At 58.7% G+C, this 23,091-nt stretch carries 21 protein-coding genes; 11 read left to right on the top strand and 10 right to left on the bottom strand.

The genetic code is table 11. The annotated features are described in order from the left end of the window. Positions 1 to 20: 20 nt before the first annotated feature. The 3 genes from HMPREF1249_RS00970 to hutH form a co-directional block, all read right to left on the bottom strand. Positions 21 to 596 carry a class I SAM-dependent methyltransferase gene (locus HMPREF1249_RS00970; RefSeq protein ID WP_008521112.1) on the bottom strand — a complete coding sequence of 192 codons (576 nt, stop codon included), beginning with the start codon at positions 594 to 596 and terminating at the stop codon, positions 21 to 23. A gap of 155 nt (positions 597 to 751) precedes the next feature. Continuing rightward, on the bottom strand, positions 752 to 2,074 hold the full coding sequence (locus tag HMPREF1249_RS00965) for a Na+/H+ antiporter family protein (protein ID WP_008521111.1): 1,323 nt from the start codon (positions 2,072 to 2,074) through the stop codon (positions 752 to 754). A gap of 81 nt (positions 2,075 to 2,155) precedes the next feature. Continuing rightward, complete coding sequence (gene hutH / locus HMPREF1249_RS00960; RefSeq protein ID WP_021775675.1) at positions 2,156 to 3,697, bottom strand: histidine ammonia-lyase; 1,542 nt, start codon at positions 3,695 to 3,697, stop codon at positions 2,156 to 2,158. A 185-nt stretch (positions 3,698 to 3,882) separates the two neighbouring features. On the opposite strand from hutH, the gene sfsA reads away from it, so the two are divergent. Then, positions 3,883 to 4,968: a DNA/RNA nuclease SfsA gene (gene sfsA / locus HMPREF1249_RS07770; protein ID WP_021775668.1), complete on the top strand. Its 1,086-nt coding sequence runs from the start codon at positions 3,883 to 3,885 to the stop codon at positions 4,966 to 4,968. 39 nt (positions 4,969 to 5,007) lie between these two features. Here sfsA and HMPREF1249_RS00950 read toward each other — a convergent pair whose 3' ends face one another. Both HMPREF1249_RS00950 and HMPREF1249_RS00945 read right to left on the bottom strand, forming a co-directional pair. Continuing rightward, on the bottom strand, positions 5,008 to 6,780 hold the full coding sequence (locus tag HMPREF1249_RS00950; protein ID WP_021775667.1) for a DEAD/DEAH box helicase: 1,773 nt from the start codon (positions 6,778 to 6,780) through the stop codon (positions 5,008 to 5,010). Between the two features lie 98 nt (positions 6,781 to 6,878). Then, positions 6,879 to 7,664 (bottom strand): ATP-binding protein, encoded by a 786-nt coding sequence (locus tag HMPREF1249_RS00945; protein WP_021775674.1) that lies wholly within the window; start codon positions 7,662 to 7,664, stop codon positions 6,879 to 6,881. A gap of 100 nt (positions 7,665 to 7,764) precedes the next feature. On the opposite strand from HMPREF1249_RS00945, the gene HMPREF1249_RS07960 reads away from it, so the two are divergent. Beyond that, positions 7,765 to 7,908, top strand: coding sequence for a hypothetical protein (locus HMPREF1249_RS07960; protein WP_021775673.1), 144 nt, complete (start codon positions 7,765 to 7,767; stop codon positions 7,906 to 7,908). Here HMPREF1249_RS07960 and HMPREF1249_RS00940 read toward each other — a convergent pair. Continuing rightward, on the bottom strand, positions 7,905 to 9,098 hold the full coding sequence (locus tag HMPREF1249_RS00940) for a M20 family metallopeptidase (RefSeq protein ID WP_021775666.1): 1,194 nt from the start codon (positions 9,096 to 9,098) through the stop codon (positions 7,905 to 7,907). The genes HMPREF1249_RS07960 and HMPREF1249_RS00940 overlap by 4 nt on opposite strands. A gap of 278 nt (positions 9,099 to 9,376) precedes the next feature. Here HMPREF1249_RS00940 and HMPREF1249_RS00935 point away from each other — a divergent pair, with 278 nt between their 5' ends. The 5 genes from HMPREF1249_RS00935 to HMPREF1249_RS00915 all read left to right on the top strand — a co-directional run bounded on the left by HMPREF1249_RS00935 (position 9,377) and on the right by HMPREF1249_RS00915 (position 16,361). After that, entirely contained in the window at positions 9,377 to 11,509 is a 2,133-nt protein-coding gene (locus HMPREF1249_RS00935) for a methylmalonyl-CoA mutase family protein (protein ID WP_021775669.1), read from the top strand. Next, positions 11,509 to 13,710 carry a methylmalonyl-CoA mutase gene (scpA, locus tag HMPREF1249_RS00930; protein WP_021775671.1) on the top strand — a complete coding sequence of 734 codons (2,202 nt, stop codon included), beginning with the start codon at positions 11,509 to 11,511 and terminating at the stop codon, positions 13,708 to 13,710. Before HMPREF1249_RS00935 ends, scpA begins: the two co-directional genes overlap by 1 nt. 5 nt (positions 13,711 to 13,715) lie before the next feature. After that, positions 13,716 to 14,840 carry a methylmalonyl Co-A mutase-associated GTPase MeaB gene (gene meaB / locus HMPREF1249_RS00925; RefSeq protein ID WP_008521093.1) on the top strand — a complete coding sequence of 375 codons (1,125 nt, stop codon included), beginning with the start codon at positions 13,716 to 13,718 and terminating at the stop codon, positions 14,838 to 14,840. 103 nt (positions 14,841 to 14,943) lie between these two features. Next, positions 14,944 to 15,447 carry an OmpH family outer membrane protein gene (locus HMPREF1249_RS00920; RefSeq protein WP_008522835.1) on the top strand — a complete coding sequence of 168 codons (504 nt, stop codon included), beginning with the start codon at positions 14,944 to 14,946 and terminating at the stop codon, positions 15,445 to 15,447. A gap of 80 nt (positions 15,448 to 15,527) precedes the next feature. Further along, positions 15,528 to 16,361: a deoxyribonuclease IV gene (locus tag HMPREF1249_RS00915; protein ID WP_008522833.1), complete on the top strand. Its 834-nt coding sequence runs from the start codon at positions 15,528 to 15,530 to the stop codon at positions 16,359 to 16,361. 68 nt (positions 16,362 to 16,429) lie between these two features. On the opposite strand, the gene HMPREF1249_RS00910 is transcribed toward HMPREF1249_RS00915, so the two are convergent. From HMPREF1249_RS00910 to HMPREF1249_RS00890, 4 genes are all read right to left on the bottom strand, one after another. Further along, positions 16,430 to 16,669 (bottom strand): hypothetical protein, encoded by a 240-nt coding sequence (locus HMPREF1249_RS00910; RefSeq protein WP_008521087.1) that lies wholly within the window; start codon positions 16,667 to 16,669, stop codon positions 16,430 to 16,432. 23 nt (positions 16,670 to 16,692) lie between these two features. Next, entirely contained in the window at positions 16,693 to 18,138 is a 1,446-nt protein-coding gene (gltA, locus tag HMPREF1249_RS00905) for an NADPH-dependent glutamate synthase (RefSeq protein ID WP_008521085.1), read from the bottom strand. A gap of 1 nt (position 18,139) precedes the next feature. Beyond that, a complete protein-coding gene (locus HMPREF1249_RS00900) occupies positions 18,140 to 18,973 on the bottom strand; it encodes a sulfide/dihydroorotate dehydrogenase-like FAD/NAD-binding protein (RefSeq protein WP_008521083.1) in 834 nt (277 codons plus the stop codon). Positions 18,974 to 19,204: 231 nt separating this feature from the next. Then, positions 19,205 to 20,050: a tRNA 2-thiocytidine biosynthesis TtcA family protein gene (locus HMPREF1249_RS00890; protein ID WP_008521080.1), complete on the bottom strand. Its 846-nt coding sequence runs from the start codon at positions 20,048 to 20,050 to the stop codon at positions 19,205 to 19,207. Positions 20,051 to 20,160: 110 nt separating this feature from the next. On the opposite strand from HMPREF1249_RS00890, the gene HMPREF1249_RS00885 reads away from it, so the two are divergent. From HMPREF1249_RS00885 to HMPREF1249_RS00870, 4 genes are read left to right on the top strand one after another with little or no spacing between them, the layout of a single operon-like run. Continuing rightward, entirely contained in the window at positions 20,161 to 20,796 is a 636-nt protein-coding gene (locus HMPREF1249_RS00885; protein ID WP_231286734.1) for a hypothetical protein, read from the top strand. Continuing rightward, a complete protein-coding gene (locus HMPREF1249_RS00880) occupies positions 20,793 to 21,857 on the top strand; it encodes a lysylphosphatidylglycerol synthase transmembrane domain-containing protein (protein WP_008521077.1) in 1,065 nt (354 codons plus the stop codon). The genes HMPREF1249_RS00885 and HMPREF1249_RS00880 overlap by 4 nt, the downstream gene beginning before the upstream one ends. Beyond that, entirely contained in the window at positions 21,829 to 22,416 is a 588-nt protein-coding gene (locus tag HMPREF1249_RS00875) for a methyltransferase family protein (protein WP_021775665.1), read from the top strand. Before HMPREF1249_RS00880 ends, HMPREF1249_RS00875 begins: the two co-directional genes overlap by 29 nt. 18 nt (positions 22,417 to 22,434) lie before the next feature. Further along, positions 22,435 to 23,016 (top strand): MGMT family protein, encoded by a 582-nt coding sequence (locus HMPREF1249_RS00870; protein WP_008522829.1) that lies wholly within the window; start codon positions 22,435 to 22,437, stop codon positions 23,014 to 23,016. The last annotated feature ends 75 nt before the right edge of the window (positions 23,017 to 23,091 follow it).

The following is a 23,091-nucleotide window of genomic DNA, read 5'->3' as shown; positions in this document are numbered from 1 at the left end:
AAACCCCTGCGCGGCTTTCTTTATTTTTCTTTGCCCCGGCAATCATACACAAACGCCGGAGGGATGTTGCGCATCACGAATTTCACGTTGACCGATTCAAAACGCCGCCTGAACGCCGGCATCATCTGCCGGGAGTACTGGTACGCTAAAAATTGACCTTCCGGCTTCAGACAGCTCAGCACGCCGTCGATGATTTTCGCCGTGACCCGCGGCGGCAGAACGGTCCATGGCAGACTCGAAATGACCACGTCGATCGAGTTCTCTCCCGCGAGTTCAGGAAGGTCTGAGGCGTCAGAATGGCACTTGATGCCAAGCTCTTTTTCGATTCGCCCGCGCAGAGCCGGGTCAAGCTCAAACACCAGCAGGGACGCGCCGGCTGGTAAGCGCTTGACGATCTCCCGGGTGAATACGCCTGTTCCGGCTCCAAGTTCTGCCACGGACCTCACAGACGGCCATTGGACCCGTTCAAGCATCGCGCTGGTCAAAAAACGCGAACTCGGGGTAATGCTCCCGATCTGGCGAGGCTTCGTGACGAACCGCTTGGCGAACACCAGAGCGTCGCTCAGAACTTTTGAAACGGAATGGGATTCTTTCATAGCGTATCTCCTTCAGGTTTTTCGCCGCCGCGGCCGAATTGGCCGGCCAACACGGTTCCATATTATACACGCTTGGACAGAAGTCACGAGAATTTTTTCCCCAATTAAACAAAAAAGCGTCCGGACGTTTGCCCGGACGCCGAATAAAACGAGGTTTAATGGAAAATCATTAGGGCGCAGACCATGCCGCCGACGATCAGTGTCAGGTTGTAGTGAAGGAACGTGGGAACGCAGGTGTCCCAAATATGGTCGTGCTGTCCGTCGAAGTTCAGACCGCTGGTAGGCCCGAGGGTGGAGTCGGACGCCGGAGACCCGGCATCGCCCAGAGCGGCTGCAGCAGCCAGCAGGCAGCAAACGGAAGCGGGAGAGAAGCCGAGCTTCAGACCCAGCGGGCAATAAATCGCTGCGACGACCGGAATGGTGCCAAAGGACGTTCCAATGCCCATGGTAACCAGCAGCCCGACGAGGAGCATCAGCAGGGCGCCGTAGAACTGGCTTCCGCCGACCATCGCGACCACGCCGTTGACCAGATGATCTACCGCGTTCGTGGCGCGGATCACGCCGCCGTAACCGGAGGCGACCAGCATGATGATGGCGATCATTCCCATGATGCCCAGCCCGCCGGTCATAGCCTTCTCGATGTTGCCCCAGCGAAGCGCGCCGAACAGGAACATCAGCACCAGAGCGGCCAGAACGCCCAACGGCATCGAATCGTAATGAAGCTGAACGTATACGGCGATGACCAAAGCCACAAGGGTGATCAGGTCCTTGGGGCTGAACTCCGTCCGATTGCCGACATCTTCAAGCCCCTGAAGCGGCCGATCCTCGTATTCTCTTTTACGGCTGTAGGAGATGAAAATAGCGATCAGCAGACCGAACACCATCGAAAGGCCGAGCATCCAAGTGTAATGCCACACGTCTGTCTTAGCAATGTGAATGCCGCTCTTTGCCATTTCAGTCGACAGAATCCCATGGAAGATCAAGCCGAATCCGGCGGGGATTGCGATGTACGGGGCCTTTAACCCGAAGGTCAGAGCGCAGGCGACAGCCCGGCGGTCGATTTTCAGCTCGTTAAAGAGCGAGAGCATCGGCGGGATCAGGATGGGGATAAACGCGATGTGAATCGGAATCAGGTTCTGGGAAAGGCAGGAGCAGACGGCCAGCAGAAGCAGAAGGAAGAACCGGCGTCCTTTGACGATCTTCTTCAGCTTGTCGCACAGCACCGACGTGATGCCGGTCTGACTGAGCGCCATGGCCAAGCAGCCCAGCAGGACGTAGCTGAGAGCCGTTTCCGACTGACCGCCCATGTTGTCGATCAGCACCTGCATGACGCTTCCATCGCCGGCCAGCGGCATGCCGGCCGAGACGCCGGCGACAACGGCGGAAATCAGCAGCGCCAAGATAATGTTCAGCTTGAGCAGGCACAAGATGATCATTACCAACACTGATAGCACTACGGGGTTCATCAACATATCCATGTCCAGAGCCTCCTTTTCGTTTTTTGCACGAGCGGAGAACCGTTCAGGCCCGTTTCTCTCATGAGAAAACGGAAATAACCGTCAGTCGAGATCTCCCACCGCGCCCTGAGCCGCGCTCAAAATACGGCCGTTCCGTACCAGATCGACGGCGCTTTCAACTAGCGGGTGAAGGTACTGGTCTTTTTCAACGAACGGAATGACCTCACGAATTGCCGCGTAGGCTGCCTGAGTCCCCTTGCCGGCCTTGAGCGGAGCGGAGAAGTCCAGCGCCTGGGCGGCGGACAGGGCCTCGATGCCCAGCACCTTTTCGGCGTTGCGGAGAATCCTCGTCGCCTTCAAGGACGCCCAGTATCCCATGGACACGTGGTCCTCCTGATTAGCTGACGTGGGAATAGAGTCCACCGACGCCGGGTGAGCCAACGTCTTGTTCTCCGAGACGACCGCCGCCTGTGTGTACTGGGTGATCATGAACCCGGAGTTGACTCCCGAATCCTTGATGATGAACGGCGGCAGGCCGTTGGACAGGTGGTGATCCACCATACGGGCGCTGCGGCGCTCGGAAATGCTGGCCAATTCGGAAACGGCAATGCCGAAGAAGTCCATCGGCAGGGCGATCGGCTGACCGTGGAAGTTGCCGCCGGAAAGGACGTCCTCGCTCTCTGGGAAAATCAGCGGGTTATCGGTGACCGCGTTGATCTCCAGCTCGATTTTTGACCGGACGTATTCCAAGGCGTCCCGGCTCGCGCCGTGAACCTGAGGCATACAGCGCAGCGAGTAGGCGTCCTGAACGCGCGTGCCTTTGAACTTTTCAATGATCTGGCTGCCCTCGATGAGCCGGCGGACGTTTGACGCCACCCGAACTTGGCCGTCATGGGGCCGAAGCGCGTGAGTTCGGCTGTCAAACGCGTAGGGCACACCGTGTAGCGCTTCCAGCGACAGGGCACCGATCACGTCGGCCGTCTTCGCCAGCTGAAGCGCGTCGATCAGCGCCAGCGAGCCGAGCCCGGTCAGAGCCGCGGTGCCGTTGTTGAGCGCCAAGCCTTCTTTCGGCTGAAGGTGAATCGGCGAAAGGCCAGCATCGTGCATGGCCTCGAGGCTCGGCACCAAGTTTCCTTTGTAGAACACGTGCCCTTCGCCAAGCATGGTGACGGCAATGTGGCTCAGCGGGCACAGGTCGCCGGAGGCGCCGACTGACCCCTGCTGGGGCACGTAGGGAATCAGTCCCATGTTCAAAAAGTTTACCATCTGAGCGAGCGTCGCGGGAGTAATGCCCGAGTTGCCGCAGACGAGCCCGTTGAGGCGTAGCAGCATAATCGCCCGGACGACCTCGACAGGCAGCGGCTCGCCGACGCCCACCGCGTGACTTCGGATAAGGTTCTCCTGAAGAAGGCTGGTGCGCTCCCGGTCAACCGAAACGTTTGACAAATCGCCAAATCCAGTGGTCACACCGTAAATTACCCTGTTAGAATCAAGCCACTTACTGATGAGATCCGACGCAACCTGAACTTTCTTGAGAGCTTCAGGAGCGACAAGAACCTTGGCACCACGCCGAGCGACGCTTGCGATATCATGAAGCGTCAGGCTGTGCCCGTCAATCGTGACCGTTTCAGAGCAGTGAGACATCAAAAAAACCCCCTTCAAATGTCGAAATAAGCCGAACAATTTTGCACCCATATCAGCCGTTATGCCGACAGCGTCAGATTATCACGAGGTGAAGTCTCGGTCAACAAAATATTAAAAACATTGCCTCTGAATTAACACTGTCCACTAATACTAGAACTGTTTATTAACGTGAAAGAAGGTCAGCCATGTCATTACAGAGTGGAAACGATCCGCGTCCCTTCGACGACGCCCTTTTCATTGACCGGCCGAACCGATTCGTCGTGCTTGCCCAGCATGAAGGCCGCACGGTTCGGTGTCATCTTCCCAATCCCGGCCGGCTGTCCGAACTCCTTTTTCCTGGGGTACCGCTGAAAATTTCTCCCCGTGAGGGCGGCGCGACGGAAGCGACTGTCCAAGCCGTAGAGTCCAACGGCGAATTCGTGCCGCTTCATACCAGCCGAGCGAACGACGCCGTCGCGTCCCTGCTGGCGAACGGCGCGATTCAGCCGTTCGTCGGCTGGAAAGTTGCCGGCCGGGAAGTGCGGTACGGCAACAGCCGATTCGACTTTCTGCTGGAACGGAACGGCGTAAAGACCTTCCTTGAGGTCAAGTGCTGTTCACTTTTTGCCGGACGGGGCGCGTATTTTCCCGACGCTCCGTCCCAGCGGGCGACGAAACACCTCACCGAGCTTGCAGAGCTTATCGGCGGCGGAACCCGGGCTGCCGTCGTCGTCCTCGCGGTCTCAAACAGACCGGAGTGGTTTGCGCCGCACTGGCATACCGATCCCGTTTTTTCCCAAACGCTTCTGTCGCTTCGCGGGGTTCTGCCGCTGTATCCCGTCGCCGCGCCGTGGCTTCAAGAGCTTCCGTCAACCTGCCGCCCGCTACCTGTGCCATGGAATTTCCTGTCAAAGATAACGAGCGGGACCGGCGGCTGCCTGCTGACGACGTTCACGCTCGGCGAAACGCCGTGCTGGGCTGTCCAGTTTGACACAGCGCTGGACCGATTGTCTGGCCGCTGGAGAAGGTCCGGGCCGCCGCGGCCCCCCAGTCTTCCCGACGGACGGCCGGCGAAGCTGCGTCTAGAAACGCTCAGAGACTCGGAACTATCGGCCCGCCAAGTCGCCGAAACTCTTGCGCCCCTTTCTGACCGAGTCGAAGAAACGCCCAACGGCATCGTCGGAACGCTGCGGGCGCCAGCACGCTGGAACAGACAATTTGAAGAGGCGCTGCTGTCGCTTCAGTTTGGCTGGCACGAAGAGGAAATCAAAAGCGAACTGGGCTTGAAATAAAAAAGTTGCCGCAGGAGTCCCTGCGGCAACTTCATTGAGCTATTTTTTCTGAGAAGCCTTGGTGAACCCGTCGTCGATCTTTCGGCCCGACGGGTCAAACCGGCGGCGGCGCGGAGCTGAGCCCAGCCGGGGCACAAAATTTTGTCCGCCCTCTCCCGAAAGAAGCCCCTTGTCGGCTAGGCGCAGCCTCCCGCCGCTGTTGAGCTGAGACAGGGCCTTCGGGCCGAGCTGAACTTCCGTGTAAGTTTCTCTCATCTTGATGTTGCCGATTTCCGTTCGGTCAACGCCGAGGGCGCCGCACAGCGCGCCGAGGATTCGGCCGACCGACCAGTCGTCGTCTCGGCGGCCTTTGGCGATACGAATCGACACACCGCTTCCAGGATAGCGGTCTTTTTTCTGCTCTTCGGACGGCCGCCTGAACCCGGCACGGCCCGAAGGCATCTCTCTGGCCTCCCGTCTGGCAGAGCGGCGTTCCAGCTCTTGAAGCAGGCTGTCGCGCAGCCGATAACCCTTGGGCTCGTCTTGGGTGACGCTCGCCAACAGTTTAGCGACCAGCGCGGTCGGGTCTTCTCCGGCCGTTTCCAACAGCTCCTGAGCCCAAGAGAAAAACTCTTCTGACGGCTCGACGGCCAAGAGCTTTTCTTGGCGGACCGAGCGCTGGACAACCGAAATTTCCTGAAAGTCTGGAACTTTAAGCCACTGAACTTTCATTTGGGTGGAACGCATCATAAACTTGAATCGGCTTGACTCGGCCGGCGTGAGCACCAACAGGTTGGTTCCCTCATGTCCGGCCCGGCCGGTTCGCCCGGAACGATGGACGAACGTTTCGAGCGATTCAGGCACGCCCAGCTGAATCACGTGGCTGACTCCACTGACGTCAAGGCCACGGGCGGCCACGTTGGTCGCCACGAGGACGGGGATTCGCCCGCTTCGAAAAGAGGACAGCGCGGTGTTGCGCTCCCGCTGGCTCATGTCGCCGTGAAGAGGCATGGCGAGGAACCCCTCTTTTTGAAGCCGCTCGGTGACTTCAGCGGTATCGCTCCGCGTGCGGCAAAAGATCAGGCACAAGGACGGCCGTTCCCACAGCAGAACGTTGACCAGCCCTTCGTACCGCTGGCTGCTGGGGACAAGGTATGCCTTGTGAACGATATCCGAGTGCTGAGACGACTCGTCGTCAAACGACAGAAACACCGGATTGGTGGTAAAACGACGGCAGACCGCCGTCACTTCCTGCGGGATTGTCGCCGAAAAAAGCCACGTTCTCTTCCGGGCCGAAGCGGCCTGAAGAATGGCCTCCAGCTCGTCCCGGAACCCCATGTCCAGCATGGTGTCGCCCTCGTCCAGCACGACCGTTTCAATTTCAGACAGGTCAAGCGTTCCGCGCTTCACGTGGTCAAGAACCCGTCCCGGCGTCCCGACGGCCAAGGCGACGCCGCTCCGCAGCGAGGATATTTGCCGGTCCATGTCCATGCCGCCCACGAGAACAGCAGTTCCAATCCCCACGAGCCGGCCGAACGACGCGGCTTCCTGAGCGATTTGCTGCGCCAGCTCCCGGGTGGGCGAGAGGATCAGTGCCTTCACTGTTTGTCGGCCAGGAAAAAGGCGAGACGCCAGCTCACTCAGGACCGGAAGCAAAAACGCCAGAGTCTTGCCCGACCCGGTACGGGCCTGAACGACCAGATCCCTGTCCCAGTCGTCCTGTCCGAGCACGCCGCGCTGAACCGGCGTCGGCTCGTCAAAGCCTCTGGACGCCAGCTCTTTAATCAGAGGAGCAGCCAGAGGAAAATCAGAAAAAAGCGGATGTTCGTTCAATGAAAAACCTCCAAGAAAACAATCGTGCGATGACGGAAAATTTTTGACAAGATTTAATATTATGCCTGCAGTCGGCGGAAAAGGCAAGCTTTACCCGATCAGGCAAAACGATATTCAACCGTCCGGTCGGACAAAACGTCTCCTCTCAGGCTCAACTGCACCCGACGGTATTCCAACGAGACTCTGGCAGCTTCAATCGCCTTCTCAGCCAGAAGGGCGAGTCTGCTGCAGCAGGGGACTTCCATCAGCGCTACCGTCAGCGACGCCGGTCGGGCGACCGTGATCATCTGGGCTAACTTTGTCTCGTACGCCTGAGTGTCGTCCAATTTAGGGCAGCCGATCAGACAGACCGTCCCGTCAGCCAAGAATGTGTCGTGAAATCCTCGGTAAGCGTAGGCGACGCAGTCAGCCGCAAGAACCCAGTTAGCCCCGGCCAAAAACGGGGCTCCCGGCGGAACGAGCCGAAGCTGAACAGGCCACGTCGAAAGTCGCCCAGCGTGCTGCAAAGCAGGGGCAGGAACCGCCGCAGGTACGGCAGGTGCATCGCCCAATGGCTGAAAAAGCCGTCGGGCCGCGCTCCCCGGACAGCCACCAGTGCAGGGGTGCGTTTTGGCGCCGACCGTCCGGGACGCGACCCGCTGAGCCACAGCGGCCGCGTCGTAGGCGTCGGCCTCCCGTTCCTCAAAAGATATGGCGCCTCTGGGGCACTGTCCAAGGCAGTCGCCCAGACCGTCGCAGTACGTGTCGCTCACCAGTTTTGCCTTGCCGTTAATAATTTCTATGGCGTTCTCGTGACATGCCGTAGCGCACTGGCCGCAGCCGTCACATTTTTCCTCGTCAATTCGGATAATTCGCCGAACTAATTTCCCCTGAGTTGGACTCATCCCTTTTCCCCCCGAGTCGTGAAATTGTTCATGTAAATGTCTCCTAGTCCCGCAGATTCCCCCTCTGGCCCCCGCGGGAAAACCTAAAGAAGGTGCTGCCATGCTTAAAACCATTCTGTTTTTTGCCGTGATTGCCGTCCCGGCAATCGCCGTGAGCCTTCTTGCCGGCCACGGAAAAGGCCGCTGTCCGACCGGCTGTCATGGATGCGGCAAGTGTTTTGGCCGCCGCCGGAAAGAGAACTAGCACCGATGGGGAAGCACCTGTTCCTCGTACTCCCGGCGGGCCGCCTGCAAGGTCACCCCGTCGGTCGCGACCTGCCAGCCCGTCATCGCCAGCGCCTTGGCGCCTAAAACCGCTATTCTGTCGCCCCGCTCGGAGCGGGCCGCCTGGCAGAACTTCGGCGTATGCCCGACGCAGCCGGGAATTTCCAGCGAAAGATACGTGTGAATGGCTGGGACGAGCAACGAAACGTTGCCGATATCCGACGAGCCGAACATGCCGTTCGGGTCGGCCCAAACGACCGGTTCACCCAAAGCCTCCACGGCGTTTTTGAACGCCGCGTCCAACACCCTGTTGCAGTGCCGCTCAGCCATCACAGAGCCGACTGTCACCGAGCTTTTCGCTCCGGTCAGAAGAGCGCTGGCCTGGACGAGCCGCTTGAAGTCCTCGATCATTGGCACGATTTGGTCCTTTCGCTCCGCCCTCATGGTAAAGGAGCAGCAGGCTCGGTCAGGAATGACGTTTGAAGCCTGGCCCCCTTCGGTGATGATGCCGTTGATCTTGCTCTTGTTCGGCCACAGGTGAAGTTGGGCGTTGACCGCGTTGAACAGGCCGATTGCCGAAGTCAGGGCGTTGATCCCGTCGTCCGGCTTGCTGGAGTGGGCCGGCTTGCCCTCAAATACCACGTCAAGCGAAACGGCCGCCAAGCCTCCGCGGCCGACGATGTTCAGCTCAGCAGACGGGTGCATCATCATCGCGCAGTCGATTCCGTCAAACGCGCCGCGGTCCGACATGAGCACCTTGCTCCCAAACGTCTCCTCGGCCGGGGTGCCGTAGAGATACACGGCGCCCTCGCGCCCTTGAAGAGCCTCGGCCAAAGCGGCTGCGGCGCCGGCCGACGACGCGGCGATGATATTGTGGCCGCAGGCATGTCCCAGACCTTTCAGCGCGTCGTACTCGGCTAAGAAGGCGATTTGCGGCCCCTTCCCAACGGTTCCGCAGACTGCCCGAAAGGCCGTCTCCAAGCCCATGTACGGACGCTGGATCGTAAACCCGTGACGGGATATGAACGACGTGAGCCATTCGGCGGCCTTGTACTCTTCAAGGCCCAGCTCAGGGTGATCGTGAATCGAATGACTCAGTTCTATCAGTTCGCCGGACATTCGATCGACGATGGGTCCAATAAGAGACAGACAGTCATGATTCGATGGCATAACGCTTCCCCCTCTTCCAACAAAAAATACCAGATTAGACTAACATTTCCGGTTGGGGGCGACAAACGAAACCTTACGGAAGGTTCTCTTGGCTAGATTTTGTCAATGAAGCCGTGTAAAATCTTTAAATAGATTGCTGCAAAGAAGCGGCCGGCGAAGCCGACGGCACGGAGCGCCTGCTGAAGCGCCCGCGTCAGTGCCCCGAAGAACAGCCGGCCCGCGTGACGGAGCATGAGATTGGGAACGGAGCATCAGTAATCGGGAGGAGAGGATCGACAGTGGCGAACGACGAAAAAAGCACAGACGTCCAGCATTTGCCGGACGTCACCTTCGACGAGTTTCCCAAGCCGACGTTTGACGAGTGGAAAGAGGCGGTTGAGAAGCTACTGAAGGGGGCGCCGTTCGAGAAGAAGATGTTCACCAAGACATACGAGGGCATCGTTCTGAACGGCATGTACTGGGGCTACGACATCGACGGGTTGGAGAACCTTGACAGCGCGCCGGGAGAGGCGCCGTACCTTCGCGGCTGCTTTGCCGGCGGGTACGAGCAACACCCGTGGGGAATCGCTCAAGCCTGCGAGTATGCCGGCATCGCTGACGCGCACAGCGCGCTCTGCGACGAGCTGAAAAAAGGCGCCGACGTGATCAATATCGCTCTGGACGAAGGAACTCGCCGCTGCTTTGACGAGGCGCTTCACCAAAGCGGACGGGCCGTCTCTTTAGCGACCGCCGACGAGCTGGACCAGCTGACCGACGGGATCGACCTAACGGCGTATCCGCTGCACGTCAACGCCGGCTGCGACGCCCTGCCTTTTTACGCCCTGCTTCGGGCCTGTATGGCCCACCGCGGACAGGAGATTGAGAAACTGTCCGGCTGCATCGGGGCAGATCCGCTGAGCGAGTTGGCCCAATGGGGCCGTTTGGACGAGCCGCTTGAAACGGCGCTTGACCACATGGCCCAGCTAGCCCGCACGGCGTGCCAATCGTCGCCAAAGTTGCGGACAGTTATTGCCAGCGGCACGCCTTACGCCGACGGAGGCGCGTCGGCCGTTCAGGAACTGGCTCTGACCATCGCCTCAGCTGCGTTCTACGTCCGCGCCCTGATGGACCGTGGTCTGAGCGCCGACGAGGCCAGCGGTCAAATTCGGTTCCGCGTCTCCCTGGGCGCCAACTTCTTTATGGAGATCGCCAAGCTTCGGGCCCTTCGGGTGCTCTGGTCCACGGTAAGCGAGGCCTTCGGCGCCGGAGCCGAGGCCCAGAAGGCGCAGGTCATGGCCAGCACGTCCAGTTTTACCGCCACAACCTACGACCCGTACGTGAACATTCTGCGGGCGACGACCCAGGCGTTCAGCGGCATCGTCGGCGGCCTTGACCTGCTGCAGATCAACCCGTTTGATCGGACCGTCAGGCCAAGCACGGAACAGGCTCGCCGAATCGCCCGAAACCAACAGATCATGTTCCGCACCGAGTTCAACATGACGACGCCGGTCGACCCGGCCGGCGGCTCATGGTTTGTCGAAAAGCTGACTTCTCAGGTTGCCGAAAAGGCGTGGAGCCTGTTCCAAGCTGTCGAAGCCGAAGGCGGGATCCTCGAGTCGCTGAAGCACGGGACAGTTCAGTCCTCTGTGAACGAAACGCTGCGCGCCCGGTTCAAGGCTCTCTCGACGCGAAAAGACCGGGCCGTTGGGATCAATATGTACGCCAACATGGCCGAAACGCCGCTCGAAAAGTCGACCTTTGACCCTGAAGCCTTCAAGGCGTCCCGCCGGCAAGCGGTGGCCGAGCACAAAAAAGCACGTCCCACTCAAGCGGCAGAAGAATCCCTTCGTCGTCTGGCCGACGACGTCAGCGTCGAAAACGCCGTTCTGGCAGCAGAAAACGGTGCCACCCTCGGCGAGATCGCTGGGACATGGCGTCGGGCCGACGACCTTTCCGTCGAGCCTATAGCGGCCCACCACTGGACCGAACAGTTTGAAGCGCTCAGAAAGCGCACCGAGGACTGGGTCGCTGCCGGCAACGAGAACGTCAAGGTATTCCTCTGCAACATGGGACCTATCCCGCAGCACAAACCGCGAGCGGACTTCAGCCGCGGGTTCATGGAAGTCGCTCACTTCCAAGTCATCGGCAACGACGGGTTCGCCACGCCGGAAGAAGCCGCAGCGGCGGCCCTCGAAAGCGGCGCCCACGTGGCCATCATCTGCTCGACTGACGCCACGTATCCCGAACTTGTCCCGCCGACAGCGCGTGCCATCAAGGCCGGCAACCCGAACGTCAAGGTCATCCTGGCCGGAGCTCCGGCCCCGGAGATGAAGGACGCTTACGTCGAAGCGGGGGTTGACGAGTTCATTCACGTCAAGGCAGACTGTCTCAGCATTCTGACCGCCATCCAGAAGGAAAGGGGGATCTGCTGATGAGTTCTGTCGATTTCAGCGGCGTCGCCTTGAAGGCATGCGGCGCGTCGCGCTCTGAGAGCTACAGCGAGTGGAAAAAGCGCGTTCAGGCCGAAACTGGCCATTCCGTCGAAGAGCTGTGCGTCCGCATGATGGAGCAGATCGACGTTCAGCCCCTGTATAACGCGGAGGACATCGCCTCCTGCCGTCATTTAGGCTATGTCGCCGGGCTGCCGCCGTTCCTCAGAGGCCCGTACGCCACGATGTACGTGATTCGGCCTTGGACCGTTCGCCAGTACGCCGGATTTTCCACCGCCGAGGAGAGCAACGCGTTCTACCGGCGCAACCTCGCCGCCGGTCAGAAGGGTCTTTCCATCGCGTTCGACCTGGCAACCCACCGAGGATACGACTCGGATCACCCGCGGGTCGTCGGTGACGTCGGTAAAGCCGGCGTGGCAGTCGACTCCATTCTCGACATGGAGATACTGTTCTCGGGCATTCCGCTCGGCCAAATGTCCGTGTCAATGACCATGAACGGGGCCGTTCTGCCGGTCATGGCGTTCTACATCGTGGCCGCTGAGGAGCAGGGCGTTGACAAGAGCATCCTGTCTGGCACGATCCAGAACGATATCCTGAAAGAATTTATGGTTCGCAACACCTACATTTACCCGCCGGCGCCTTCGATGCGGATCATCGGCGACATTTTCGCCTACACGTCGCACAACATGCCCAAGTTCAACAGCATTTCCATCTCGGGCTATCACATGCAGGAGGCAGGCGCCACCGCCGACATCGAAATGGGCTACACCCTGGCTGACGGGCTGGAGTACATCCGCACGGGAATCAAGGCGGGACTGCAGGTCGACGACTTCGCCTCCCGGCTTTCGTTCTTCTGGGCAATCGGCAAGAACTACTTTATGGAAGTCGCTAAAATGCGTGCTGCCCGAATGCTCTGGGCGAAAATCGTCAAGAGCTTCGACGCCAAGAATACCAAGTCGATGGCCCTGCGGACTCACAGTCAGACCTCCGGCTGGAGTCTGACGGCACAGGACCCGTTCAACAACGTGACCCGAACCTGCGTCGAGGCCATGGGCGCCGCGCTGGGACACACCCAGTCGCTGCACACCAACGCCCTTGACGAGGCAATTGCCCTGCCGACCGACTTCTCAGCCCGAATTGCCCGAAACACCCAGCTGTACATTCAGGACGAGACGAACGTCTGTCAGGTCATCGATTCGTGGGCTGGCTCCTACTACGTCGAGTCGCTCACCAATGAGCTCATTCGCCGCGCTTGGGGACACATTCAGGAAGTCGAGTCCTTGGGCGGCATGGCAAAGGCTATCGACACCGGGCTTCCGAAGATGCGCATTGAAGAAGCGGCGGCCAGACGGCAGGCTCACATCGATTCGGGCAAGGAAAAAATTGTCGGCATCAACGCCTACCAGCTGGAAAAGGAAGACCCTCTGGACATTTTGGACGTGGACAACACGGCGGTACGCCAGGCCCAGATTGCCCGTCTCGAAAAGCTGCGGGCGAACCGGAACCAAGAGGACGTCGACAAATGGCTGAACGCCATCACGAAGTCAATGGAAACCGGCGATGGAAACCTGCTTGAACTGTCCGTCGAAGCCGCGCGGGCGCGGGCGTCGCTGGGCGAAATCTCAGCCGCTATCGAGAAGGTATGCGGCCGCCACAAGGCTGTCATTCGTTCAATCTCGGGCATCTACAGCACTGAGTTCGGCGACAACGAAATCATGGAAGAAGTGCGCCATATGACCGACGAGTTCGAAGCCAGGGAAGGCCGACGTCCCCGTATCATGGTGGCCAAAATGGGGCAGGACGGCCACGACAGGGGCGCCAAGGTTGTGGCGACCGCCTACGCCGACATGGGCTTCGACGTGGACGTGGGGCCGCTCTTCCAGACGCCGGCAGAGGCGGCTCAAGACGCGGTGGACAACGACGTTCACATCATCGGCATGAGCAGTCTGGCGGCAGGTCACAAGACCCTGCTTCCCCAGCTGGTTGAAGAGCTGAAAAAGCGCGGCCGGGGTGACATCATGGTCGTTGCCGGCGGCGTTATCCCAGCTCAGGATTACCAGTTCCTGTACGATCACGGCGCGGCGGCTATCTTCGGCCCCGGAACCGTCATTCCTGCCGCAGCCAAGCAGATGCTCGAGATCCTGAACAAGCGTCTTGAGCTGTCGGAAGTCGAAGTGAACTAGCAGGAATGGCCGAAACGTACGACCTGTACCGTCCCGAGTGGCAGCCTGAAGGGGCTGACGGCGCTTACGCGGGACGAGTTATGACCGGCGTCGCGGACGAAGGCGCGGCATTGCCCGACGCCAGCCGTCCGCAGCGCCGCCGGTTCACGGCTGAGGACTACGTGGCGGGCATTTTAGCCGGCAACCGGATGATTCTCTCAAAAGCCATTACAGTCATCGAGAGCAACGCTCCTAAGCACTTCGAGCTGGGACAGCAAATCGTTTCGTCTATTTTGCCTCATACCGGCCAGTCAATTCGAGTCGGCATCACAGGCGTTCCGGGTGCCGGCAAAAGCACCTTCATTGAGGCGCTGGGAACGCACCTGTGCAGGTTGGGGCATAAGGTCGCCGTGTTGGCTGTTGACCCGTCGAGCTCGATTTCCAAGGGCTCAATCCTCGGCGATAAAACGCGAATGGAGCAGCTTTCAAGGGAACCGAACGCCTTTATTCGCCCGTCCCCATCAGGCGGAACTCTTGGCGGCGTCACTCGTAAGAGCCGGGAAACGATGTTGCTGTGCGAGGCGGCCGGATATGACGTCATTCTTGTTGAAACGGTCGGCGTAGGACAGAGCGAGACGACCGTCCGCGGCATGGTGGACTATTTCCTCATGGTCGCCATCACCGGCGCGGGGGATGACCTGCAGGGTATCAAAAAAGGCATTATGGAGCTGGCCGACTCGATTCTCGTCAACAAAGCAGACGGGGATAACCGGCCGAAAGCGCTCGTCGCCCGGGCTGACTTCGACCAGATGCTGCACTACCTTCGCCCTGCCACCGAAGGCTGGCACAGCCGGGCCTACGTCTGTTCGTCTGTCACCGGCGAAGGGGTTCCCGAGATGTGGGACGTGATCTGCCAGTTCAAGGAGAACGTCACGGCGTCGGGCGTTTTCGAGCGCCGACGTCGCGAGCAGAACATCGATTGGGTCAGCACGATGGTGGACGAGTTCCTTCACGACGTCATCGAGCGCAACCCTGTGATCGTCACCGCCCGGTCGCGAGTCAACAGCGGCGTGGCAGACGGCTCCATGACGCCGACCGCTGCGGCAAGAGAAATAATTTCGGCAATTGAGAAGGAACTCTTCAAGGAATAAAATCTTGAACACCTTTATCGGCGCTTATTTGAAAATGAGTACTTAACACTGAACGTGGTATAATCGTGCAGTCATGCTTCTAAATTAAGGAGGTCATTTCTCAATGAAAAAGTGCCTTGCGCTCGTCGTTGCTGCTTTGTCGGCTGTATGTCTTGCATCTGCTGCCGTGGCTGGTCCTGTAGCTGTTGTCAACGTCGACAAGATTTTCTCTGAATCGAAAGCAGCTAAAGCTGGACAGGCCCACTTGGTTGAAGCTCAGAAGATCCTGCAGGGCGCTTACGACAAGCTGGCCGAAATGTACAAGGGCAAGGAGCAGACCGACGAGGCTAAAAAAGTCCTCGCCCAGGCCGAGTACACGCTGAACCAGCAGATGGACCGCGAGCGTGCCGCGGTAAACAGCGTTCTCTCTCAACAGCTGAGTGCCGCTGTGAACCAGTGGTATAAGAAGAACTCCAGCAAATACGACATTGTTCTCAGCTCCCGGCTCGTCTTGGCGTTCTCCAACACCGTTAGCATCACACCTGACATCCTTAAAATCGTCGATTCTTACACTCCCAAGTTCCCGGAACTGCCCAAGGTGACGGTCAACCCGCCTGCCGGCAAGTAACCCTTTTAATGACGTGACTGACCACCCGGAAGAGGACTTTCCGGGTGGTTTTCATTTTTCTCACCGAAAGGAGATTTTGGATGACAAGCCGTCCAATAGGATGCCACCTATCGGTTGCCAATGGGTACGCCGCCATGGCGCGGGCTGCTGAGTCGATCGGCGGGACGTGCTTTCAGTTCTTCATGACTAATCCCAGAGGAAGCCGAAGCAAAACGATTTCCGCTCGGGACGCCGCAGAGCTGAGAACGTGGCTCGGCTCAAATGGGCCAATCCTGTGCCACGCGCCCTACACGCTGAACCCGTGCTCGGATAAGGAAAGCGTTCGGGAATTTGCCCGGTCAGTTATGGCCCGCGACCTGTCCATCATGGACGAGTTCTTTCCCGACAACCTGTACAACTTTCATCCCGGCTGCCACGTCGGACAGGGAACCTCAGAAGCGCTCAGCATGATCGTCTCTCTGCTGGACGAGGTACTTCCCAAGGTGACCAGTACGGACGTCCTGCTTGAAACCATGTCCGGAAAGGGGACGGAAGTCGGCTCCTCCTTTCAGGAGCTAGGGGAAATACTGCGTCGGGTCTCGAACTCAGCTCGGCTTGGCGTGTGCCTCGATACCTGCCACATCTATTCGGCCGGCTACGACTTAAAGAACGCCCCGACGGCCCTTCTCGACGAGTTCGACCGCCTTATTGGGCTTGATCGGCTGAAGGCCCTGCATGTCAACGACTCGCTCACGCCGTTTGCCTCCCGCAAAGACAGGCACGCCAAGCTGGGCGAGGGGAGCCTTGGCTTTGAAAAGCTCGTCGAATTCCTGAACGACCCGAGAATCTGCCGCCTGCCCATCTATTTGGAGACGCCCAACGACTTGGACGGCTACGCCCAGGAGATCCGACAGTTGAAAGCCGCCCTGATTTAGGAAAAGAAACGAAAAGCCGGCCGGACAGGTATCTGTCCGACCGGCTTCTTTTTAGTGTCGCTTCCGCCCTAGTTCTGACCGACCACGTCCGACTGGTAGAACTTCCACAGCCGGGCTTCCGCGGCCTTCGGGGTGAAAAAGTTCTCTGACAGCACGTGTTCCCACGCTCGAGGCGTCACGCCTTTAACGTAAGCGTTAAACTTCTCATCGCCCCGGGCGGCGGCCAGATCAATTGTCTGATCTCGGAACGCTTCCCAGGTCAGCCCTTCGGGATTTGCCTTAAAGTTCGTCTCCCCGTGACAGCTCATAATAGTCCTGCGCGTTGGAGAGGCTACTTCTTAGCTTCGGCTTTTTTCGTCAGGTACTCGTCGATAGCCTTTGCCGCGTCCTTGCCGGCGCCCATCGCGAGGATAACCGTGGCCGCGCCCGTAACGATATCGCCGCCGGCGTAAACGCCCTCGACGCTCGTAGCACCTTCGGGTTCGGTCGCGACGATATATCCGCGTTTCGTCGTGTTCAGCTCAGGCCAAGCGTCAAGGAGCACCCGGTTTGAACTCTGACCGATGGCTTCGATGATCGTGTCGCACTCCTGGACGAACTCGCTGCCGGGCTTTTCCACCGGGCGGCGCCGCCCGGACTCGTCGGGCTCGCCGAGTTCCATCCGAATGCACTTGATGCCCACCAGAGTGCCCATCTTGTTCTTGTCGTCGCCTTCGTACCCCAAGTACTCCATCGGGGCGGTGAGGAACTCAAACTTCACGCCCTCTTCAACCGCGTGATGGTACTCTTCGATACGGGCCGGCAGCTCTTCCAGCGAGCGGCGGTACACGACCGTCACCGACTCAGCGCCAAGGCGCAGAGCGCTTCTGGCCGCGTCCATTGCCACGTTGCCGCCGCCGATGACAAACACGTTCTTCGACTTCTTCGTCGGAGTGTCAAAATTGGGGAACTCGTAGCCGTGCATCAGGTTAATCCGCGTCAGGTACTCGCTGGCGGAGAAAACGCCGTTCAGGTTGGTGCCGGGGACGCCGGCGAACTTGGGCGTGCCGGCGCCGGTGGCGATATAGACGGCGTCGTACTCCTTGCGAAGTTCCTCAATGGTCATCGTACGGCCGACGATCACGTTGCACTCAATCTCGACGCCCAACTCTTTTAGACCGCCGATCTCGTGCTGAACGACCGTCTTGGGAAGACGGAATTCAGGAATACCGTACATCAGAACGCCGCCGGCCTTGTGCAGGGCCTCAAAAATCTTGACTTTGTAGCCCAGCTTCACCAGATCTCCGGCAACCGTCAGGCTGGACGGGCCGGAACCGACGACGGCGACTTTTCCCTTGCCGTTGTAGGGAATCGGAGCCGCGGGAGCCTTCGGCTGAGTTGCTTTCCAGTCGGCCACAAAACGCTCGAGCTTGCCGATGGCCACAGAGTCATTCTGTTCGCCGGTTGCCCGGTTCTTTATCTTTCCGACGGTGCAGGGACCCTCGCACTGGTTCTCCTGCGGGCAAACCCGACCGCAGACCGCCGGCAGAGCGGTTGAGCTAGAAAGGATCTCCCAAGCGCCTTGGAAGTTGTTCTCTTTTACCTGCTTGATAAACCCGGGGATATTGATGCTGACCGGGCAGCCCTTGACACAGGGAGTGTTTTTGCAGTTCAGGCAGCGGGACGCCTCCTGCATCGCTTCTTCTGGCGTGTAGCCCAAGCAGACTTCTTTAAAGTTATGCGCGCGGACCTTGGGATCCTGTTCTGAAATCGGAGTTTTCTTCGGCGAGATAGCCATGTTAAGCACCTACCTCAGCGGCAAATTTGTCGGCCGAGATCTTTTCCTCGTCCTTATATTGCCGAAGCCTCGTCATAAACTCGTTCCAGTTGACACCCCAGCCGTCAAACTCCGGGCCGTCGCAGCAGGCGAAACGGATCTCGCCGTTGACAGTTACCCGGCAGCCGCCGCACATACCAGTACCGTCGATCATAATCGGGTTCAGGGACACCCAGCAGGGAATATTCAGCTCTTTGGCCTTCATCGAGGCGAACTTCATCATGATGGACGGACCGATCGCCCAGCAGTAGTCAACCTTTTCTCCTCTCTGGGCCAGCATGTCCATCGCGGTCGTCACGACGCCCTTGATCCCTTCGGAGCCGTCGTCAGTGGTGATCAGCAACTCGTCCGAGTACTTGGCGCACTCGTCCTTCATGATGACGAGGTTTGAAGTGCGTCCGCCGAGGATGGTAATTGTCTTGTTTCCAGCTTCCTTCAAAGCCTTCAGGATCGGATATAGGGCAGCAATGCCCACGCCGCCGCCGATCATCAGCACAGTGCCGTAGTTTTCAATTTCGCTGGGCCGTCCGAGGGGGCCCAGGATATCATGAATCGAATCGCCGACCTCGAGATGAGCCAGCTGGTTCGTCGTCTTCCCGACCACTTGGAAAATCATCCGAATACGCCCGCCCTCTCGGTCGTAATCCGCAATCGTCAGTGGTATGCGTTCGCCTGTCTCCGTCGGGCAGAGCACGCAGAACTGTCCTGCACGGCCGTTTCTGGCAATGCGAGGAGCGTCAATCCAGATATCAAACTCGTTGTGCATGATCGCCTTTTTTTCCAAGATCTTAAACATGCAGCATCCCCCTAATTTGATATTCCAATATGTTCATCGATTCACAAAGAGCCGACAAAAAAAGAACCCCCGCGAACATACTTGTGTGTATTATACAGTCTTCTGGGAACAAATGCCATCTTTTTACGTATTGATGCAAAAGTGAGCCTTGGCCGCCTGACCTTTCGGTTTCGTCCTCGTCTTTCATCCCCAATTCAAAGTCAGAACGAAACATAAAAGCGGAGAAGGACCTCAAGAGAGTCCCTCTTGAAGCCCTTCTACCGATTTCTTCCGAAGTTGGTTGCCCGTTTCTCCAAGGTCATCCCGCCGAAGTTGACACACGTGACGCCAAAGGTCGTCCTCTGTCAAAGTTTCCAAAGCGTGCTGGACGTTGCTCTTTAGCGAAGGGAACGTCTCCTCAAGTTTCCGAACTAACTCTTTCGTCCTCGCCCGCTCGGTGTCGGAAGAAAAAGGACAGGTGTAGGACAGGTGAAAACGGGTCAGGCCAAGACGCTCGTTTTCAAGGCGAACCTGCCGCTCCGTCAAGTAGACTAACGGCCGAATGACCCACACTTGACTTCGGTCCTGATACAGGCGGGGCAAATACGCCCGAAACCTTCCGCCCCGAAAGAGGTTCATCAGAACCGTTTCAACCGTATCGTCCAAATGATGGCCCAGAGCGACCGAGTTGCAGCCTAACTGGCGCGCCGTGCCGTCCAGGATTCCCCGGCGAATGTTGGCGCAGAAGCTGCAGGGCGATCGCTCGTTCCGCCCTTCGATGGCGCTAACAACCGGAAACGTAACGACCTGGTAGGGCACATCGAGCATGTCGCACAGCGCGGCCATCGGCCGGGTATCCCAGTTGCCGTCGGTCATATCCACTGTCAGAGCCTGAAGCGTAAATTTGACGGGGCTCCACCGTTTCATACAGGCCAAGGCGTAGAGAAGAAGAGAGCTGTCTTTGCCGCCAGAAAGCCCGACGGCAATACGGTCGCCGGGGTGAATCAAGTCAAACCGGTAGATGGCGCGGCCAATCAGCCGCCTGATACGCCGGCTGATTTCAGGCAGTTCTCCGGCCCGATCGGCTTTATCGTCCATGCAGATCACGCTCCGATAAATGGTCGTCCGTAAATTGCAGACGCTTGTTCTCCTTGAAGAACTGAATAATGGTACAATAGGGCGAATCCATGACGGAAGGGGTAAAACGCGTGAGATTTTTTGTCGACGGCGTCGAGTGGTCCAGCGAGGGCACGCCTCTCAGCCGAGCCGAGCTTCTTCAGGCTTTAAGAGATGAACTCGCATGGGACGGCCGCGTCATTTTAGAGATGATTTCAGACGGTGAAGCCCTGAGCGAAGAGGACCTTTTGACGGTTCCAGACGATATTGACGTCGACGTGACCACGGCGTCCGAGTACGGCGTCGGGATCGCAGTTCTCTCTGAGCTAAAAAAAGACTTAAACGTTCAAACGGAGAAGCAGAGCGTCGGAGTCTCCTCAGAAAATGAGATGGCTGAGTGCTTGGAGTTTGCCCGCCAAGCGCTCGAGATGGTCGTTCAGACCTACCCGGAATGCGACGTCGATACCGACGAGTACGAAAAGGTCCTTTCACTCGCCGCAGACCTAAAAAGCCGTCTGTCGTCTGACGTTTCCAGCGAAGAGTTCCGAGGCGACTGGGAGACTTTCTCATCGGCGACCCAGCAGTTCGCGGACGACCTGATCAACGACCTGAAAGCGTCTGAGGAGTTCAGCGACGACGAAGACGAGTGCGGGTGCGAGCACGAAGGCGGCTGTTGCTGCTGTGAGTCCTGCTGCGGCGGCCATGCCGGCGGGGAGGACGCCAGATGAGTCTCAAGCGAGGTCTGATCATCTTCCTGCTGCTCACGATGGGAGTCAGCGCGGTCGTTATCTGGTCAAGCCTTGACAAAAAGGCTCTTGACGTCATTTCGTCGGCAGATTGGAGAATTGTCTCGTTTGCCCTGCTGGCCGTCTTCGCCTCTTGGGGGTGCGACGCCGGGCGGTTCTGCCTCGTTGCCCGCTCGATGGGCTACAAGATAACGTTCGGCCGGGGGCTGCTCCTGACGTGGCTTTTATATTTCGGCTGCGCGGTAACGCCGATGCAAGTCGGCGGCGGCCCGTTTCAGGTGTTCGTCCTTTATAAAAGAGACGGCGTGCCTGTCGGCAGCGGCGTGGCGATCACGCTGATTCGAACCTTGCTTTCCACGTTTATCCTGAGCATTGCCGCCCCGTCGGCGATACTCTTGGCGCCGGAGCTGCTTCACGGACACAAGGCTGTGGTCGGCGTGTTCATCTACGTCCTTCTGCTGTCGGTTGTGGTCTGGACCGTGTTTATCTTCAGCGTAGTACACCCTGAAACGCTGCGCCGGCTTATCGGTCGGTTTACCCTCTGGCTTCGGCGCTTCAAGCGGCTGAAACGCCTGCCGGTGCTGAAGATCTACCGTCGGCTGGGGCAGGAGATGGACAGTTACAGCTCGAACATTCGGCTCATGTTGGGCGCCGGACGGCGTTCCTTTTTCGGAGCGGTTTTGTTGTCTGTACTGCAGCTGATGGCTATTTTTTCCGTGCTACCGATTCTCATCTGCGCCTTGGGTCTGCCGGTCAACTACATTCAGGCCATCTCAGCTCAGGCGATGTTCATGTTCATTCTGTACTTCATCCCCACACCCGGCGCTAGCGGCGTGGCAGAAGGCGGCGGGGCGGCGCTCTTCGGGCTGCTCGTCCCTTGGAACCTTGCCGGCGTTACGGCAATCTTCTGGCGTTTTATGACCGAGTACATTTCGATTTTCCTCGGCTGTCTTGTGGCCATCAAGCTGATCGGCTGGGGACAGGCCGAAAAGCTCATTGAAGGAGATGACGGCGATGAGTCCGAGCGAAACGACGCGGCCTGATCTGGCCCGGCTGAGAGCCCTAACGTTTCAGTACCGCGGGGCCATCTGGACCCTTCTGTTCGTCCTGATTCTTCTGCTCGCCAAGCCTTCGGTCTGCCGCGCTTGGACCGGCGGCGTTCTGGTCGTCTTGGGACAGCTGCTCAGAATCTGGGGGGCCGGCTGCATTCGCCTTTACCGGGGCGAAAAGGTGAAGGCCGTTCAGCTGACCACGTGGGGACCGTACAGCATCGTCCGAAACCCGCTCTACGTGGCCAACGGCATCATGGGCCTCGGCTGGGCCCTGATGGCCGGCTGGGCGGCGGTGGTCGTTTTCCTCGCGGCGTTCGTCGGCGTGTACGTCCTGCTGATCGTCCCGCACGAGGAACTTTTCCTCAAAGCCCGCTTTGGGGCTCAATACGACGCTTACTGCAAAAAAGTCAAAGCGTTTATTCCCCGTCTGCCAAGCCTTCAGGAGCTCAGCGGGCCTTGGTTGTTTGACGTTATCGGGACGAGCGAGATTCACACGATGATTTCTACGGTGATCGCGACTGTTCTGATCCTGTCACGCCTGTATTGGTAATCACGGAGGTCTCCAGCTATGACATTGAGCATTGAACACTGTCTTTTAGCGCCTTCCGGTTCGGTCGTGCTGTCAAGCCCGCTGGGGAATTGGTGGATGGAATGGTGCGACCGCGGAGTACTGGCAACTTGCGCGACAACGGCCCGAGAGAATAACCATTTTGTGCCCGACTGGCTGAGCGATGCGTGGAACGCGGTCTGGAACGGCGAAGACGTGCACCTGACGCTCTGCACGCCTCGGCCTCTCTCTCCTTTTTTCAGCCGAGTCTACGGGGCGATCATTCGTCTCCTTCCGGAACCCGGCGCGACCGCTACCCCGCAGGAGATCGTTCAAAGCTGCGGCCTGAGCGGCAGCGTCTCATCGGTGGTCAAGGCGCTGCGGCAAAACCCGTGGCCTCTTTTTCTGCCCTGCCACCGGGTCGTCACGCCTTCAAGTCAGGCTCAAAGCGGTCCGTTAGAGCGAATCAGCGCTCAACTGCGGTCGTATGAGCAGTCACTTCGCCAGATGAGCAGCGGCATTGCCGATAAGTTCACGTCTGCAAAGGCTTGGGTGCTTCAGAGCTTCTTTCCTTCCAAAGAGAGCGAGACTCCTAACGAATAAAAAACGACGNGCGTGCGAGTCGTACGTCGTACGTACGTACGTACGTTACGTTTTACGTTTTACGTTTACGTTTAC

Source organism: Jonquetella sp. BV3C21 (genome assembly GCF_000468895.1).
Taxonomy (GTDB): domain Bacteria; phylum Synergistota; class Synergistia; order Synergistales; family Dethiosulfovibrionaceae; genus Jonquetella; species Jonquetella anthropi.
The sequence above is the reverse complement of the archived record's forward strand: the minus strand, read 5'-3'. Positions and strand labels throughout refer to the sequence as shown.

What these genes read in the sequence shown, in the direction of transcription:
- HMPREF1249_RS00970 (WP_008521112.1), bottom strand. Translation starts at nt 596, where the DNA reads ATGAAAGAATCCCATTCCGTTTCAAAAGTTCTGAGCGACGCTCTGGTG.
- HMPREF1249_RS00965 (WP_008521111.1), bottom strand. Translation starts at nt 2,074, where the DNA reads ATGGATATGTTGATGAACCCCGTAGTGCTATCAGTGTTGGTAATGATC.
- hutH (WP_021775675.1), bottom strand. Translation starts at nt 3,697, where the DNA reads ATGTCTCACTGCTCTGAAACGGTCACGATTGACGGGCACAGCCTGACG.
- sfsA (WP_021775668.1), top strand. Translation starts at nt 3,883, where the DNA reads ATGTCATTACAGAGTGGAAACGATCCGCGTCCCTTCGACGACGCCCTT.
- HMPREF1249_RS00945 (WP_021775674.1), bottom strand. Translation starts at nt 7,664, where the DNA reads ATGAGTCCAACTCAGGGGAAATTAGTTCGGCGAATTATCCGAATTGAC.
- HMPREF1249_RS07960 (WP_021775673.1), top strand. Translation starts at nt 7,765, where the DNA reads ATGCTTAAAACCATTCTGTTTTTTGCCGTGATTGCCGTCCCGGCAATC.
- HMPREF1249_RS00940 (WP_021775666.1), bottom strand. Translation starts at nt 9,098, where the DNA reads ATGCCATCGAATCATGACTGTCTGTCTCTTATTGGACCCATCGTCGAT.
- scpA (WP_021775671.1), top strand. Translation starts at nt 11,509, where the DNA reads ATGAGTTCTGTCGATTTCAGCGGCGTCGCCTTGAAGGCATGCGGCGCG.
- meaB (WP_008521093.1), top strand. Translation starts at nt 13,716, where the DNA reads ATGGCCGAAACGTACGACCTGTACCGTCCCGAGTGGCAGCCTGAAGGG.
- HMPREF1249_RS00920 (WP_008522835.1), top strand. Translation starts at nt 14,944, where the DNA reads ATGAAAAAGTGCCTTGCGCTCGTCGTTGCTGCTTTGTCGGCTGTATGT.
- HMPREF1249_RS00915 (WP_008522833.1), top strand. Translation starts at nt 15,528, where the DNA reads ATGACAAGCCGTCCAATAGGATGCCACCTATCGGTTGCCAATGGGTAC.
- HMPREF1249_RS00910 (WP_008521087.1), bottom strand. Translation starts at nt 16,669, where the DNA reads ATGAGCTGTCACGGGGAGACGAACTTTAAGGCAAATCCCGAAGGGCTG.
- gltA (WP_008521085.1), bottom strand. Translation starts at nt 18,138, where the DNA reads ATGGCTATCTCGCCGAAGAAAACTCCGATTTCAGAACAGGATCCCAAG.
- HMPREF1249_RS00900 (WP_008521083.1), bottom strand. Translation starts at nt 18,973, where the DNA reads ATGTTTAAGATCTTGGAAAAAAAGGCGATCATGCACAACGAGTTTGAT.
- HMPREF1249_RS00890 (WP_008521080.1), bottom strand. Translation starts at nt 20,050, where the DNA reads ATGGACGATAAAGCCGATCGGGCCGGAGAACTGCCTGAAATCAGCCGG.
- HMPREF1249_RS00880 (WP_008521077.1), top strand. Translation starts at nt 20,793, where the DNA reads ATGAGTCTCAAGCGAGGTCTGATCATCTTCCTGCTGCTCACGATGGGA.
- HMPREF1249_RS00875 (WP_021775665.1), top strand. Translation starts at nt 21,829, where the DNA reads ATGAGTCCGAGCGAAACGACGCGGCCTGATCTGGCCCGGCTGAGAGCC.
- HMPREF1249_RS00870 (WP_008522829.1), top strand. Translation starts at nt 22,435, where the DNA reads ATGACATTGAGCATTGAACACTGTCTTTTAGCGCCTTCCGGTTCGGTC.